The 15172-nt window shown below is 72.0% G+C and carries 12 protein-coding genes; 2 read left to right on the plus strand and 10 right to left on the minus strand.

Annotated elements, in window-relative coordinates:
- Nucleotides 1–57: 57 nt before the first annotated feature.
- Nucleotides 58–1209: a LeuA family protein gene (locus tag OO67_RS22840; RefSeq protein WP_078598187.1), complete on the minus strand. Its 1152-nt coding sequence runs from the start codon at nucleotides 1207–1209 to the stop codon at nucleotides 58–60.
- 465 nt (nucleotides 1210–1674) lie between these two features.
- Here OO67_RS22840 and OO67_RS22845 point away from each other — a divergent pair, with 465 nt between their 5' ends.
- Nucleotides 1675–2862: an acyl-CoA dehydrogenase family protein gene (locus tag OO67_RS22845; RefSeq protein WP_033303046.1), complete on the plus strand. Its 1188-nt coding sequence runs from the start codon at nucleotides 1675–1677 to the stop codon at nucleotides 2860–2862.
- 11 nt (nucleotides 2863–2873) lie between these two features.
- Nucleotides 2874–4097: an acyl-CoA dehydrogenase family protein gene (locus tag OO67_RS22850; RefSeq protein ID WP_033303047.1), complete on the plus strand. Its 1224-nt coding sequence runs from the start codon at nucleotides 2874–2876 to the stop codon at nucleotides 4095–4097.
- A gap of 126 nt (nucleotides 4098–4223) precedes the next feature.
- Here OO67_RS22850 and OO67_RS22855 read toward each other — a convergent pair whose 3' ends face one another.
- The 9 genes from OO67_RS22855 to OO67_RS22895 form a co-directional block, all read right to left on the minus strand.
- Nucleotides 4224–5327: a pectinesterase family protein gene (locus tag OO67_RS22855; RefSeq protein ID WP_033303048.1), complete on the minus strand. Its 1104-nt coding sequence runs from the start codon at nucleotides 5325–5327 to the stop codon at nucleotides 4224–4226.
- A gap of 92 nt (nucleotides 5328–5419) precedes the next feature.
- Complete coding sequence (locus OO67_RS22860) at nucleotides 5420–6751, minus strand: pectate lyase family protein (protein ID WP_033303049.1); 1332 nt, start codon at nucleotides 6749–6751, stop codon at nucleotides 5420–5422.
- An 80-nt stretch (nucleotides 6752–6831) separates the two neighbouring features.
- Complete coding sequence (locus OO67_RS22865) at nucleotides 6832–7662, minus strand: rhamnogalacturonan acetylesterase (protein WP_033303051.1); 831 nt, start codon at nucleotides 7660–7662, stop codon at nucleotides 6832–6834.
- A 126-nt stretch (nucleotides 7663–7788) separates the two neighbouring features.
- On the minus strand, nucleotides 7789–9123 hold the full coding sequence (locus OO67_RS22870; protein ID WP_033303053.1) for an ABC transporter substrate-binding protein: 1335 nt from the start codon (nucleotides 9121–9123) through the stop codon (nucleotides 7789–7791).
- A gap of 44 nt (nucleotides 9124–9167) precedes the next feature.
- Entirely contained in the window at nucleotides 9168–10235 is a 1068-nt protein-coding gene (locus OO67_RS22875) for a pectate lyase family protein (RefSeq protein ID WP_051709688.1), read from the minus strand.
- Nucleotides 10236–10260: 25 nt separating this feature from the next.
- Nucleotides 10261–11823, minus strand: a complete 1563-nt coding sequence (locus OO67_RS22880) for a glycoside hydrolase family 43 protein (protein WP_106972793.1) — start codon at nucleotides 11821–11823, stop codon at nucleotides 10261–10263.
- Nucleotides 11820–12644 (minus strand): DUF6807 domain-containing protein, encoded by an 825-nt coding sequence (locus OO67_RS22885; RefSeq protein ID WP_033303055.1) that lies wholly within the window; start codon nucleotides 12642–12644, stop codon nucleotides 11820–11822. Before OO67_RS22885 ends, OO67_RS22880 begins: the two co-directional genes overlap by 4 nt.
- Nucleotides 12641–13813 carry a Gfo/Idh/MocA family protein gene (locus tag OO67_RS22890; protein ID WP_033303057.1) on the minus strand — a complete coding sequence of 391 codons (1173 nt, stop codon included), beginning with the start codon at nucleotides 13811–13813 and terminating at the stop codon, nucleotides 12641–12643. Before OO67_RS22890 ends, OO67_RS22885 begins: the two co-directional genes overlap by 4 nt.
- Nucleotides 13810–15171, minus strand: a complete 1362-nt coding sequence (locus OO67_RS22895) for a pectate lyase family protein (RefSeq protein WP_033303396.1) — start codon at nucleotides 15169–15171, stop codon at nucleotides 13810–13812. The genes OO67_RS22890 and OO67_RS22895 overlap by 4 nt, the downstream gene beginning before the upstream one ends.
- Between the last annotated feature and the right edge of the window lies 1 nt (nucleotide 15172).

Below are 15172 nucleotides of genomic sequence, written 5' to 3' on the forward strand. Positions count from 1 at the left end.
GTGGGGGGCGGTGCGGGGGTGGGGGCGGGGCGGGGGTGCAGGGCCGTGCGGGACGGCTCAGACGTTCTGGAAGTCGACGGCGGCCTTGCGGATCGCGTCACGGTCCAGCAGGGGCGCGCCCTCGGCTTCCTGTCGGGCTACGAGCCAGGGGGTGAAGGCGTCGATGTCGACGACGACCCCGGAGTCGTCGAGCGCCCAGCGCACCAGCGCGCCGGTGAGCCGGGTCCTGACCTTCAACTCGCGCGTGTTGCCGACGAGTTCGGCGGGGAGCGTCTCGTAGGCCTCCGGGTGGAGCAGTTGGCCGGGCAGCTCGTACGCGAAGGCGTGCGGGGTGGTCGGGCCGGACTGGAAGGCCTCGCCCAGGCCCGCGCCGCGCAGGGCGATGCGGGAGAGCTCGGTCAGGTGGGTCAGGTCGAAGCGCCGGTCGTCGTGGATCACGCGCAGGGCGGTGAGCAGTTCGGCGAGCGGCGCGTTGCCGCCGCGCTCGCCTATACCGCCGACGGTCGCGGAGATCCAGCGGGCACCGGCGCGGACCGCGGCCAGGGAGTTGGCCACGGCCATGCCGAGCATGTTGTGCGAGTGGATCTCGATCTCCGAGCCGTCGATGACGGTGATGTCGGAGATGACCTCCTCCATCTGCCAGGGCGAGAGGTACGCCACGGTCTCGGCGAGCCGGAACCGGTCCGCACCGGCCTCGAAGCCGGCCTCGACGTACGGGACCAGGCGTTCCCTGGGCGTGCGCGCACCGTCCTCACCGCTGAACGTGACGTGGAAGCCACGGTCCTTGGCCTGGGAGATCGCCGAACGGGCCACTACGTGGAGGAACTTGGCGCTGGGCGAGTCCAGCTTGAGCTTCGCGTGCTGCTCGGAGGTGGGGATGGAGTACATGATGTGGCGCACGCCCAGACGTGCGGCCTCGTCGAGGGCGGTGGCCACCTGATGGCGGTCGCGGACCACGACGAGCGTCATACTGCGCTCGGGGCCGATGGCCTCGTGGGTGGCCTCGATCAGGGCGGCGTCCTTGGAGCCGGGGCCCGAGACCATGCCGACCTCGACGAGGTCGATGCCGGTCCTGACCAGGAGCCGGGCGATCTCGGCCGCGTCGCGGGGCCCGAACTCGACGCCCGCCATGTGCGCGGAGTCGCGCAGGGTCGCGTCGGACAGATGGGGCGGTACGGGAAGACTTGTCTCTGCGGGGGTGACTGCCATGGCGCGTTCCCTCTCTTTCAGGCTTTCTGGAACGGCTTTCCGACGGACCGTCCCTGGCGTGATGCTGAATTGGCGGCCACTGGAACCCGTGCGGACGATCCCGCTGGAGCGGCACGCCGTGGAGCGCTGAAAAAATGATGCAAGGGTCCGGTGGGCTGGGGCAATGCACGTCGTGTCAAGTCCCGCCAAGGAACGTCAGGTCAGGTCGGCACCACTGGAACCTGGATGACACAGAGTCGAGTTGCGTAAAACTTCGCTCATTCGTCCGATAAATCGGCGTCCTGGACCAGAGAAGCCCGCTACCACCCGACTATGGTGACCGCATTCCCCGGTGGCCCGTCTTCATGACCCGTATTCATGAATCCTCTGCCGGCCGGGAATGCCACGTACGCGAATTCAAGGACGTCCTTTTCGAAACCCGTGCACGCCGGGGCCGGGAAGGCCCCGTGAACGAGGGGAGATCCAATGGTGCTCGCACAGCCCGAACTCCGTACGGACCCGGAGGCGGCCACCGGTCTCGGCGCCGGCCCGCTCGAACGCTCCCGTGAGCTGGCCGGCCGGCTCGCCTGGCCGACCACGGCCGAACGCGACCGTGACCGGAGCTGGGACCCCGCACTCTTCGCCGAACTGGCACGCGCGGAACCCGGGCCCTCTCTGGCCGGACCCCTGGTGCCCGCGTCCCTGGGCGGCGGCGGCAGCACCGCGGCCGAGGGACTGGCCCTGCTCGAAGGGCTCGCCGAGGGCTCCCGCGATCCCGGGCTGGCCCTGGCCGTGGCCGTTCACGCGGTCCTGGCCACCGTCCCTCTGCGCGCCCATGGCACCCCGCGCCAGCGCGAGCGCTACCTGCCGCGCATGGCCTCCGGCGAGTGGTTCGGCGCGCTGTCGCTGCGCCAGACGCACGGCGGCGCCGTCGCCCCCGCCGTCACCGCGCGCCCCGCACCCGCCGGGCAGGGCGGCTGGCTCCTGACCGGACGCCTGGATCTGGTGGCCGGCGCACCCGTCGCCCACCACTTCCTGGTCGTCGCCGCACACCAGGGCGGCGGCCGCACCACCTTCCTGGTGGACAGGGCCACGCCGGGCCTGCTGGTCACCGAGGGCGGCCCGGCGGCCATGCACACCTGCCCCTGGGGACATCTCCTGCTCGACGGCGCCCACGTGGACGACGGGTCGGTCCTGGGCACGGTCGAGGGCGCGGCAGCCGAGGTGGAGCCGTTGCTCGCGGTCCTGGACTGGGTGTACTGCAGCGCGCCCTGGCTCGGCGTCATGCGCGCCCTGGCCCGGGACGCCCTGGAGGCCGCGCGGGGCCGGGAGCTGTTCGGCCGCCCGCTCACCCACGACCAGGCCACCCGCTTCGCGCTCGCCGACCTCGCCACCCAGGTCGAACTCGCCGAGGGCCTGTTACGCCGGACCGCCTCCCGTCTCGATGACGGCGGCGCTCTCCCGCTCCAGGACGCGGCCGCGGCACGGCTGTTCGTCGCCGACGCGGCGGACCGGGTCACCCGGGCGGCGGCCGGCCTGACCGGACCACTCGCCGGGACCGGTGACGGCCTCGCCGAACGCGCGCACCGCGACGCACTGTTCCTCTCCCGCACCGGCGGCGGCGCGCAGGTGCTGCGCCCCGTCGTCGCGGCTTCCATGCTCGGACTCGGCTGAAGGTGAGGACCATGAACGACCGACCCCGCTCCGAAGAAAGCACGCCGGCCTTCCCGGGCATCGCGTCCCGGGCCGCGGCCACCGACGCCGAAGGCCGGATACCGGCCGCGAACTGGGACGAACTGATCGACAGCGGGTATCTGCGGCTGTTCCACCCGGCCGAGGCCGGCGGCTCCGGCGCCGACGCCGACGCCCAGTTCGACGCCATGGAGGCGCTGGCCAGGGCCTGTTCGGGCACGTACTGGTCCGCGACGGTGTCCGCACTGCTGTGCGGCAGCCTCATCGCCACGTACGGCAGCCTCCGCGACCACGAGCAGCTGCTGCGCCCGCTGCTGTCCGGCGAGCGGACGGCCTGCTTCGGCATCGTCGAGCCGACGGCCGGCAGCGACGCGAGCACCTACCGCACCACGGTCCGCCCGTCGGGCCGGCCCGGCGGCGGGTACGTCATCCGGGGCGAGAAGTCCCGTATCACCAACGCGCCGACCGCGGACCTGTCCGTGACCCTGGCGCGCCGCGACAAGGGCCCCGGGGACAACGGCCCCGACTGGTGCCTGGCCTTCGTGAACCTGCGCCAGCCGGGGGTGCAGCGCTACGAGACCCCGCACATGGGCCTGCGCGCGATGCCGTGGGGCGGGCTGGTCCTCTCGGACGCGTACGTCCCTGAGGCGGACGTCGTCCCGGTCCCGTTCCAGGCGCTGTCGGACGGCATGACGTGGGGCTGGCTGCTGGTGTCGATCGCGGCGATCGCGACCGCCGAGGCGGCGCTGACCGCGTCGGTGCGCCACGCCCAGGCACGGGTGTCCTTCGGACGCGCACTCGCGCACATGGAGGGAGTTCAGGCGCAACTGGCGGACTCCCGGGCACAGTTGGACGCGGCCCGGGTACTTGCGCGCCGGGCTCTGCGTGAGCGTGCTTCGGGCAGTCCGGCGCGCCAGCTGATCGGCATGCTGAAGGTGTACGCCACCGAGCTCGCCGTGGAGATCACCCAGCGGGCGGTACAGATCCACGGCGCGTTCGGCGTCACCCAGGGCCACGAGGTGGAGCGCCACTACCGGGACGCCCAGATGAACGTCATCGGCGCCTTCGCCTCCAACCGCCTGCGCGAGCAGCTGGCCGAGGGCCTGGGTCTGGGCCCGGCGGTCTACCAGCCGTTCGACTGGCTGGCCCCGACGGGGCTGCGCCACCACCCGGTGAGCCTGGACGGCGGGACGCGCGCGGTGCAGGCGGTGGCGTGACGGAGAGGTGAGGACGCCCCGCGCCGGGAGGTTTCCTCCCGGCGCGGGGCCAGGCCCGGGTCCGCGCCGGCGGGATGGACAGCGGGCCGGGCTCACGCCGGTGGGGGCGGGGAGGAGCCCGCCGGGTCATCCCCGGGGGTGCCAGTCGCCCAGCCAGTCGGCCGTGGTGTGCGCGCGGGCCTCGGACCTGGTCAGCTGCGGCCGGTTGCCGGGGACGGTGACGCGCGCGCCGGGACCGGTGTTGCGGTACTCGGCGAAGCGCTGTTCCTGCCAGGGGAAGCCCGAGGACATCGTGCCGTACGGGGTGACCGCGTCGATGCCCGCGCCGAGGTGACTGTCGCGGACGGTGAGCATCGGGTGGGCGGTGAGGTCCGAGGAGGGCACCCAGGGGCGGGCCAGCTTGTAGTGGGCGTCGGGGGCTGTGCTGGTGATCCGGGAGCGCAGGACCAGGTAGCCGCGCGGGTTGGCCCCGGCGGTGCTGGGTGCGAAGACGAAGCCGTACGGCGCCGAGGCCAGGTCGGTGCGCGTCAGGGTGCGGAAGTGGCAGCGGTCGTAGACGGCCGTGGCGCGGCCGAAGACGAAGTCGACGTCCCCCTCCACGTAGCAGTCGCGGTAGTACTGCCGGGCGAACGCGGTGAGGGCGAGGCTGTCGGCGTACAGGGTGTCCTGGTGGCCGAGGAAGCGGCAGCCGTAGAACGCCGAACGGTCGCCCTGCACCTTGATCGCGACGGCCTGGGTGCCGGTGTACTCCGGGTTGTCGGAGCGCAGCCAGTCGTTGGCGAAGGTCACGTCGCGGGCGGTGAAACCGGCGGCCTGGACGGTGACGGTGGCCGAACCGCTCGTGCCGTGGGTGCCGGACCCGTCGGGCTTGGGCGTACCGGCCGCGTTGTCGTACACGATGACCGTGTCACGGGGGTCACCGCTCGCGCCGATCAGGGTGAGTTCCGCCCTGGCCGCGGTGACGAGGACCGTCCCGCGGTAGGTGCCGGGAGCGAGCACCAGGGTGTGACCGGTGCCGGACGCGGCGTCCACGGCGGCCTGTACGCCGGTGTGGTCGCCCCTGCCCTGCGGGTCGACGTACAGCGTCCGGGCGTCGAGCCGGCGGGCCGGCGAACCGTAACGGCCGAAGGGGCGGGAGCGCGCGGGCCTGGCGTGGGTGGCGGGCGCGCCGAGGGCGAGGGCGGTGCCCGCTCCCGCGAGCAGGGTCAGCGCATGGCGTCTGCTGAGCATGGCGGTACTCCTTGCGAAGAGGGGCGAGCCGGAGCGGCGCCTTCCGGGGTGGTGGAAGGGTGCGGTGCCGCTCCGGCCGGTTCGGGGGTGGGTCAGCGGAGCGTCGGCCTGCCGGCGCCGGCGCCCAGGCCCACCAGCAGCGGGACGGCCAGCGGGTGGTTGACCTTCGTACGCAGTTCCGGGGTCCAGCCGGCGCCCTCGGTGAGCTGCTCGGCGGGCACGCCCGCGTTGTGCACGGCGATGAGGTCGGTCTTCCGCCCGTTGACGTAGTTGTTCTCCGCCGTGAGGGAGGACTCGGACCACTTCTTGAGGATGGCCGCCTTGTCGAAGCCCTTGGGGACGGTGAACGCGTTGTGTTCGGCCACGAGCTCGGACTCGGCGCCGATGCCGTACGTGTAGCCGTAGGCGGAGCCCTTGGTGGCGACGAAGTGGTTGTTGTACGAGTCGACCTGGCCGAAGCGGACGCGGGGCGCGCGCTCCTTCACGTCCTTGAAGAGGTTGTGGTGCAGGGTGACGCGGAGTTTGCCCCGGTCGCTGGCCCCGGCGCCGTCGCTGTTGCCGATGAGCATGGTCTTGTCGTGGTCCTTGAGGACGTTCCACGACACGGTGACGAGGTCGGCGCCGCGCACGATGTCGAAGAGGCCGTCGTGCTGCTGGTAGACCTGGCCGAAGTAGTGGGGCTGGCCGGCGTCGGGGCGGTCCCCGTCGCTGAAGGTGTTGTGGTCGACCCAGACGTGGCGGGACCCGTAGACGACGAGGTTGTCGTACTCGGAGTTCCAGGCGCCCTGGTCACCGTCGGTGGGGTCCCACTGGGGGAAGCAGTCGTAGGTGTCCTCGAAGGAGATGTTGCGGACGATGACGTTGGAGACGTTCTTCACCTGGAGGCTGGCGCCGATGATCGTGGCGTCCTTGCCGACGCCGACGAGCGTGGTGTTGGACGGGACGTTCACGTTGACGGCGGCGGCCTGCAGCTTCGCGGACGCGGCGCGTGCCTCCTCCAGCGGTCCCGACGGGACCTCGGCCGTACCCCAGACCGCCGGGTCGTAGGCGGCGAGGTACTTCTCCAGGGTGTAGCCGTCCTGCTGGTACGCCTCGCAGCCGATCGGGGTGCCGGCGGCGTCGGAGTTGCCGTGGACGGTGCCGGCGATCCTGACGATCTTCGGCGCGTCCCCCGCGTCCTCGAAGGCGGCGATGAGCTCGGCCCGGTTGGTCACGGTGTAGACGTGCTCGGGGGTGGCCGCGGCGCCGCCCGTGGTGGAGCCGTCGGCCGAGGCCCAGCCGTCGCCTGCCGGGAGTACGGAGCGTTCGATGCCCTTGCCGTGGTGCTTCGGGGCTGCCTGGGCGGGGAGCGACACGGCGAGGGCCAGCGAGGCGCAGCCCGTCACCACGGCGGTGGCGCGGACATGTCTCATGCGTGCGGGCATGGCGAATCCTTAACTGTCGTACGCGGAAGGGTGCGGGTGAACAGCGCGAGAACGCGCGGAGGGAAGCAGCGGCGAACGGATCAGGCCTGCGGCCAGGTGATCCACGCCGCGGGCACCGGGTCGTCGAGGCGGCGCAGGTCGCGCGGGGCGAGCACCCGCTCGTCCAGCAGCGCGCGGGCGGTCGCCCTGGCGACGTCGACGGCGCCGTCGGGCCGGAAGTGGGTGTTGTCCTGCTTGCCGTCGGGGTAGTTCGGCGACTCGCCGGGCTCCAGCCAGTTGAAGTACGCCTCGGTGCCGACGGGGCCGAGCTCCTGCCAGCGGGCGAGGGAGAGCGCCTGCATGTCGATCAGGGTCACGCCCTCCTCGGCCGCCAGGGCGCGCATCGCGGCGGGGTACTCCCCGTGGGTGGGCTTCGCGGTGCCGTCCTCGGCGAAACGCCGGCGCTCGACCGGGGTGATCAGGACGGGCTCCGCGCGCCGGGCGCGGGCGCCCTTGACGTACTGCCGCAGGTACTCCTGGTACGTGGTGTACGGGTCGGTGCCGCGGGCGGGGTCCTCGGTCTTCTCGTCGTTGTGCCCGAACTGGATGAGCACGAGGTCGCCCGGGCGGACGCCGTCCAGGAGGGCGGTGAGGCGGCCCTCGTCGATGAAGCTCTTGGAACTCCGGCCGTTCACCGCGTGGTTGGCGACGGTGAGCGCGCGGCCGAGGAAGAAGGGCAGGGCCATGCCCCAGGCGGTCTCGGGCGCGGCGCCGGCGTACTTCTGGGCCGCCGTGGAGTCGCCCGCGATGTGGAGTGTCCGGGGCCGGGGCCTGCCCCCGCCGCCACCGCCGTGCGCGAGCGCGGGGGTGGCGCTGAGGGCGAGGGGCAGCGCGAGGAGCGCGGCTGCCGTCTGTCTGCGGGTGAGTGACACAGGAGGACTGCCTCTCGGAGGACAAACGTGAGGTGGAGCCCGGGGAGAGGGACCGGCGGCGGGGTGCGACCCGGACCGCCGCCGGTCCCCCGGTCACCGGGGTGCCGACCGTGGCGTACTACCGGGTCAGCCGTTGCCGAGTTCCTTCCACTCCTTCTGGGAGGCGTTCAGCTCCTCGGCCATCTTGTCCAGGAAGTCCTTGGCCGTGACCTTGCCGAGCAGCAGCTTCTGGAACTCGGGCTCGTTGTCGGCCTTGCTGATGTTGTTCCAGTCGGGCAGGTAGTACGGCAGGTCGACGATCTTGGTGGAGCCGTCGGTGAGGGCCTTCGCGGCGAGCGAGGTCGACTCCGACTCGTCGATCCACGGGTCCTTGGCCGCCTCGGTGTTGGCCGGGATGGCGCCCGCGGACTGGTTCCACTTGCTGTTGGACTCGTGCGAGGCCGCGAACTCGATGAACTTCCAGGCCGCGTTCTTGTTCTTGCTGGACCGGAACAGGCCGAGACCGTCGACGGGGTTCGAGACCTGGACGCGCGTGCCGCCGTCCCCGATGGGGGCGGGTATCCCGGCGAACTTGTCCTCGCCGAGCGCCTTCAGGTGGTCCTGGTAGGAGCCCAGGTTGTGGCTGAGCATCCCGATGGTGCCGGTGTCCCACTGGGCGACCATCTTGGTGAAGTCGTTGTTGACGTCGGCGGCCGGCGTCGTCTTCTTGAAGAGGGCGGCGTACTTCTCCAGCGCCGCGACGTTCTTCGGGTCGTTAAGGGTCGTCTTCTCGCCGTCCCAGAACTCCGTGATGCCGCTCTGGCCGTAGATCGCGTCCAGGGCCTGGGCGATGGAGCCCGCACCGCCGCGGATGGTGTAGCCGAACTTGTTGTTCTTCGCGTCGGTGAGCTTGTCGGCGGACTCGTAGAACTTCGCCCAGGTGGTGGGAGCCTCCAGGCCGGCCTGCTTGAACAGGTCGGTGCGGTACCAGAGCACGCCGTTGTTCGCGGAGGTCGGCACGGTGTACATGTCCTCGCCCCGGCCGGCCGCGGCCCTGACGCTCTCGACCATGCTCTCGACGAGCTTGCCCTTCAGCGGCGACTTCTCCAGCCGGCCGCTGATCGGCTCCAGGGCTTCCTGGGACACGATGTTGGCCAGGTAGGCCGTGCCGACGCCGCCCACGTCGGGCAGACCGCCGCCCGCGATGGCCGTGTCGTACTTGGACTGGACGTCGGCGATCGGGATCGGGACGTACTTGACCTTGATGTCCGGGTTCTTCTTCTCGAAGTCCTTGATGATCTCGGTCCAGATGGCGGTGCGTGGACCACCGTTGTTGTCCCAGAAGGTGATCTCGCCCTTCCCGCTGCCCTCCGTGCCCGTGTCGCTGCCGTCGTCACCACAACCGGTGGCGGCGAGGGCCAGGACCGCGGTCAGGGACACCGCGGTCGCGGCACGCCCCCGGAGCGTCTTCGAGATGTTCATGTCGGCTCTTCTCTCTCGGATCTGTACGCGTGCGTGGGGGGAGGTCAGTGGTGTGTGCGGTGCGGCGCGGCGCCGATGTGCCTCTGCGGACCCGCGTCACGGGTCACGAGCTTCGGTACGTCGGCCGCGCGGTCCAGCGTGTACGGGTAGAAGTCACGCGGTTCGAAGGCGGCGCCCCAGGCGTCGGTGCGGCCGGTGGTGTTCTCCAGGATCGATCCGCGCTGGACCAGCTCGGCCGTGGCGTCGGCCTGGTAGGGGTGCTGGACGTCCCGGTAGTAGCTGTTCTCGATGACCATCTTCGTGGCGCCGCGCGCCCAGTTCCCGTACGTCCACAACGGGTCACCGTCCGCGACCTGCGCGGAGAGGTAGTTGTTGTAGAGGTGGGCGTAGGCGCAGTTGTCGGCGGACGGGTTGCGCTGCTTCGTGCCGCTGAACCAGTTGTGGTCGATCGTGATCTGCGTGGTGACGTTCTCGGTCCAGCCGATGCCGAGCGCCTTGTTGTGGCTGTCGAAGTGGTTGTACGACACGGTGACGTACTGGCTGTCCTTGCGGATGTCCAGCAGCCCGTCGCCCATGTGCGTCAGCCGGTTGTGGTCGATCCAGACGTGGTCGGCCGAGTCCATCTGGATCGCGTCGAAGTCGGTCGTCTTGCCGTCCCAGTCGCCCTCGACGTAGGAGTCGCGGATGGTGAGGTTACGGATGATGACGTTGCTCGTGCCGGGGTTCAGGTGGAGTTCGCCGTGGACGATCTCACCGGTGTCACCGGCCCCGACGATGGTCTTGTCCGACGCGACGTCGATGTCGGCGCCGAAGGGTTCGACGGCGATCGAACCGGCCACCCGGATGATGTAGGGCTCCTCCGCACCGGCGTACTTCTCCAGCCCCGCCTGGTCGGTGACGGTGACCACCTCGCCGCCACGGCCCCCGGTGGTGCCGCCCGCCAGCGAGGCGAAGCCGTGCGGGGTGCCGGAGCCGCCGTGGTGCGCGGCGGGCTGCGCCCCGGTGGCGGCCGACGCCCCGCCCGGGGCGGTGGGCAGGAGGAAGGCGGCTGCGAGGGCGCAGGCCGTGATCAGTGTTCTCGCTCTGGTGCGCTCGGTACGGAGGTGCGTCATTGCGGCTCCCTACAGCGGTGCTGGGTCAGGTGGTGCTCGGTCTTCCGGTGGTGCGGTGCGCGGTGGTGCGGAATGCGGTGAAGCCGGCCGTCCCGGACGGCGCGTCACCGGCGGGTGCGGTGGCGAAGAGGCCCAGCAGCGCGCCGACCCAGCGCCAGGGGGTGGCGGCGAAGACCTGCCCGGATTCCTGGAAGCCGGCTCCGTCGCCGGTGTCGGCGGAGAAGCGGCAGCGGGCGCCGCGGGTGACCTCGATACGGACGCGGACGGCGGCGCCGGGCGCGGGGCGGGGGTGTTCGGCGTCCCGTTCGTGCTCGGCGACGGATTCGGCGTAGCGGTGCACGAGCCGGGCCGTCCCGTCCGCCCCGTTCTCCAGGCCGATCCACGAGAAGGCGTCCCCGAGCACGGCGAGCCCGGCCTTGGCCCCGGGTTCGCCGGTGTCCAGCGTGATGCCGACCTCGACGGTGAACTCCTCGGCGGGCAACCGCTGCACCAGGACACTGGGGAGCGCGCGCAGATCGTGCGCGTAGGCGGTCCTCACACAGCTGAGGCGCAGGCCGTCACCGTCGTGCCCGGCCGTCCAGCCGGGCCTCGGGTTGGCCGTCCACTGCCACTGCGGGCCGTACCGCCCGCCGGGGAAGTCGTCGCTGGAGGCCGGAGCCTCGGGGGTCTGCTGAGGGGCCTCGGGGCGGCGGTGCGTGAGGACGGGTTCGCCCTCGTCCCCGATGACCGGCCAGCCCCCCTCCCAGCGCATCGGCTGGAGGTGCACCACACGGCCGTACGCCCCGCGGGACTGGAAGTGCAGGAACCAGTCCTCACCGGCGGCGGTGCGGACCCAGCCGCCCTGGTGGGGGCCGTTGACCTCGGTGCTGCCCTGGGCGAGGACGACCCGCTGTTCGTAGGGGCCGTCGAACGTCCGCGAGCGGAAGGCGCCCTGCCAGCCCGTCTCCACTCCCCCGGCGGGGGCGAAGATCCAGAAGTAGCCGTCGTGCCGGTAGAGCTTCGGGCCCTCCAGGGTGAACCAGCCCGGGATGGTGTCGGCGTCGACGAGGATCGTGCCCTCGTCGAGGAGCTCCCGTCCGTCGGGGCTCATCCGGTGGCCGGTCAGCCGGTTCTTGACGCCGGAGCGGGACTTCGCCCAGGCGTGCACCAGGTAGGCCTCGCCGGTCTCCTCGTCCCACAGCGGGCAGGCGTCGATCAGGCCCTTGCCCGCCTTGACGAGGTGCGGGGTGCTCCAGGGGCCGCGGATGTCCTCGGCGTTGATCTGCTGGATGCCGTGGTCGGGGTCGCCCCAGAAGATCCAGAAGCGCCCGGCGTGGTGGCGCAGCGACGGCGCCCAGACCCCGCAGTCGTGGCGGGGCACGGCGAAGTCGGCGCCCGGTTTGAGCCGGTCGAGTGCGTGGCCGACGAGGGTCCAGTTGACGAGGTCGCGGGAGTGCAGCAGGGGCAGCCCCGGGACACGGCCGAAGCTGGACGCGGTGAGGTAGTGGTCGTCGCCGACGCGTACGACGTCCGGGTCGGACCAGTCGGCGTTCAGGACAGGGTTGCGGTAGGTGCCGTCACCGAGGTCGGCGGTCCAGGGCATCGTCACGCCGCGACCGCCTTGCGGACGTGGGCTGCCGCGGCGTCCCGGTCGAGGCGTCCGTCGGCGACGACGGTGACGACGCGGCGCACGACGGTGGCTCCGGCGGCCACGGGAAGCCGCCGGTCCGCGGCGAGGGACGAGCCGACCCCGGGGTATTCGGTGGTCCGCACGAACCACGGGTCGCGCCGGGTCTCGTCGGTCGCACCGGCGAAGACGAGCGTCCAGCCGTCCCCGACGAGTGCCAGCCAGTCGGCGGCCTTGCCGTGCACGGCTTCCTCGCCGTCGAGCGTTCCGCTGAACACGGCGGGCGCCGCGCTCTCCTTGGGGGCGCGCCAGAAGAAGCCGCCGTATCCGGCGCCGGGGCGGCCGTTGGTGGCGGGGCTGCCGATGGAGAGGTCCTTGGAGCCGCGGTTGGTGAGGGAGAAGGAGAAGTCCAGCGCCCAGGCGGTGTCCGAGAGCTCGCTCGCGGCGACGGTGCGGTGCTCGCGCAGCAGCTCGGTGCCTCCGGCCTCCCAGCTGAGTTCCTCCACGAAGCCGTCCGGGTCACGGAGCTTCCAGCCGAGGTGGCGTTGCGTCCCGTGGTTGTCGAGCTCGGTGGGGCCCTGCCCGCGGACGTAGGTGCGCCCGCCCCAGAAGTTGTGTCCGGCCACGTCGGGAACCGCGACGGAGGCGCCCAGGTGGTGGATGTGGTCGGCCGGGCGCTCCTCGGTGACGGGGGTGCCGGCGAGAGTGGTGACGGGGTGCAGATAGGGCCTGCCCGCCGTCCCGGGCCGGTAGCTGTAGCGGCCGACGGGGCGTCCGGCACAGCTGAGGAGTGCGGTGGTCATGGTGTGCTCACCTCGCTGGGTCGCGCCCAGGAGGCGCCTAGTTCGGAGAAGAGGGTGAGGGTGTCGGCCGCGGCGGCGACGGTGCCGTCGATGCCGCGCACGATGCGCCGTACGCCGTCGCCCTTGTCGGCGGGCCGGGTGTGCCAGGCGGTGGCCGGCAGCGCGGTGGGCTCGGGGGCGGTGCGTACGGCCTCGAGGACCCGCATGAACGCGCCGGTGTGTGCGGGCGGTACGAGGAGCGCGGTGCCGTGTTCCAGGTGGTCGACGAGGTTCTCCAGGAGGTCCGTCCGTCCGTGCACGGCCTCCTCGGGGCCGTGTCCGGCCCGCTGGACGAGGACCCGGTCCTGCTTGTACCAGAAGGTGATGCGGCCGCGGTCGCCGTGGACGATCACGTACGGCTCTCCGGCCTCCTCCGCGCAGAGGGTGACCGCGACGGTCACCGGAAGCCCGCCGGTGGTGGTGATCCGGACGCAGCTGGTGTCGTCGGACTCGATGTCGTGGGCCCGGAACAGCTCGGTCTCGATGGACGCCACGTCCTCGGCCGTCCCCCGGCCGGCCAGTTCGAGCGCGGTGGCGACGGCGTGCGCCAGCGGGTTGGTGAGCACCCCGTCGACCACGTCGGTCCCGCCCATCCTGCGGCGTCCTGCCCACGGTGCCCGCCGGAAGTAGGCGTCGTCGCGGACCCAGGCACCGGCGGCTCCGATGCCCCGGACGGTGCCGATCGCTCCGGAGCGCACGAGTTCCTTGATGGCCGGCACGGCGTGCGAGCCGAAGGACTGGAAGCCGATCTGGCAGGCGATGCCCGCCTCCCGTACCCCGTCGGCCATGCGGGCGTAGTCGGCCCAGGTCGCGGCGGGCGGCTTCTCCAGGAGGAGGTGGACGCCCCTGGCGGCGGCGGTGAGGGCGAGCGTGGTGTGCGTCGGGATGGGGGTGCAGATGACGGCGGCACGCGCGCCGGTGGAGTCCAGGAGGGCCCCGAAGTCGGCGGACTGTTCGGGCATCTCGTCGGCGAACATGTCGAGTTCGCCGTCGGTCAGCGGGTTCAGCTCGCAGATCCCGGCCAGTCTGACCAGGCCCTGGTGCTGGAGCCGGCGGATGTTGGCGAGGTGCCAGCGGCCGTGGCCGCGGGCTCCGGCCAGGACGAGGGGCACGGGGGTGGTCGCGCTCATCGGGCGGCCCTCCCCGCTCCGGCCTTGCGGGCGACCTCGGCGGCGGCCTTCGCGGCGCTGTCCACCGGCCCGTGCAGTGCGGGTGTCCAGCCGGTGTCGGTGGCCAGGTCGGTCTCGCTGCCCGAGTTGTAGGCGTTGTAGATGGAGACCAGGTCGACCGGGAAGCCGTTGAAGACGGTTCCGCGCTGGGTGAGGGCGCTGCCGTTCCAGCTCTTCAGCAGGTCGGCGACCTCGACGTGCCCCGGGGCCTCGAACGCGTTGTTCTCGGCGACGATGCGGGACTCGGTGGAGATGCCCAGGGAGTAGCGGTGGTCACCGTCCTCGGGGATGACGTAGCGGTTGTTGTAGAGGTGGACCTGGCCGAAGCGGACCCGGGGCGCGCGCTGCACGACGGAGTGGAACTCGTTGTGGTGCAGGGTGACGCGGAGCTTGCCCCGGTCGGTGGTCACGCCGTCGCCGTTGCCGATCAGCATCGCCTTGTCGTGGTCGGCGAACCGGCTCCACGAGACGGTGACGAGGTCCGAGCCGTTGGTGATGTCGAGGAGCCCGTCGTGGCGCAGGTAGTTGCGCCCGAAGTGGGTGGGCTCCCGGTCGTCCGGGTGGCCCTTGTCGCTCGCGGTGACGTGGTCGACCCAGACGTGGGTGGCGCCGCGCAGCCACAGTGTGTCGTACGCCGTCTTCCAGTCGCCGAGGCCACCGGTGTTGGGCTGCCAGGCCGGGAAGCAGTCGTAGGCGTCACGGAGTTCGATGTTGCGGATGATGACGTTGTCGGCGTCCTTGACCTGGAGGCTCGCGCCCTTGAGCACGGCGCCGGCACCGATGCCGACGATCGTGGTGTTCGACCCGACCAGCATCTCGACGCGTTCGGCCTGGCGTGCGGCGGACGCCTTGCGGGCGTCCTCCTGCGGCCCGGCGGGCTTGGCCCCGCCCCACGTGCGGGGGTCGTAGGCGGCCAGGTACGCGTCGAGGTCGTACCCGTCGGTGGCGTAGTCGGCGCAGTCCAGCCGCCGCCCCCGGTCGTCGGTGTTGGCGTCGATCGTGCCCGCCACACGGATGATCTTGGGGACGGAGCTGCCGCCGTCGAGCGCCGCGACGAGCTGGGCGCGGTTGCGCACGGTGAGGACGTGGTCCTCGTCGGCGGCCGCGCCTCCGGTCGTTCCCGTGCCTTCCGCGGCCCACCCGTCGTTGTCGGCGAGCACCTCCCGGCCGAGGTCCCGGCCCGGCGAGGAGGCCTCCGGCGCCGTGTCGGGCGACGTGGTGGCCGCCCGGGCGCCCGGCTGGAGGGCCAGGCTGCCCAGCAGCAGGGCGAGCGCGGCGGCGGCGCGGCGCGCGGTACGGGGGCGGAGCTTCCAGGTCATG

This window comes from Streptomyces atroolivaceus (genome assembly GCF_000717025.1).
Taxonomy (GTDB): Bacteria; Actinomycetota; Actinomycetes; order Streptomycetales; family Streptomycetaceae; genus Streptomyces; species Streptomyces atroolivaceus.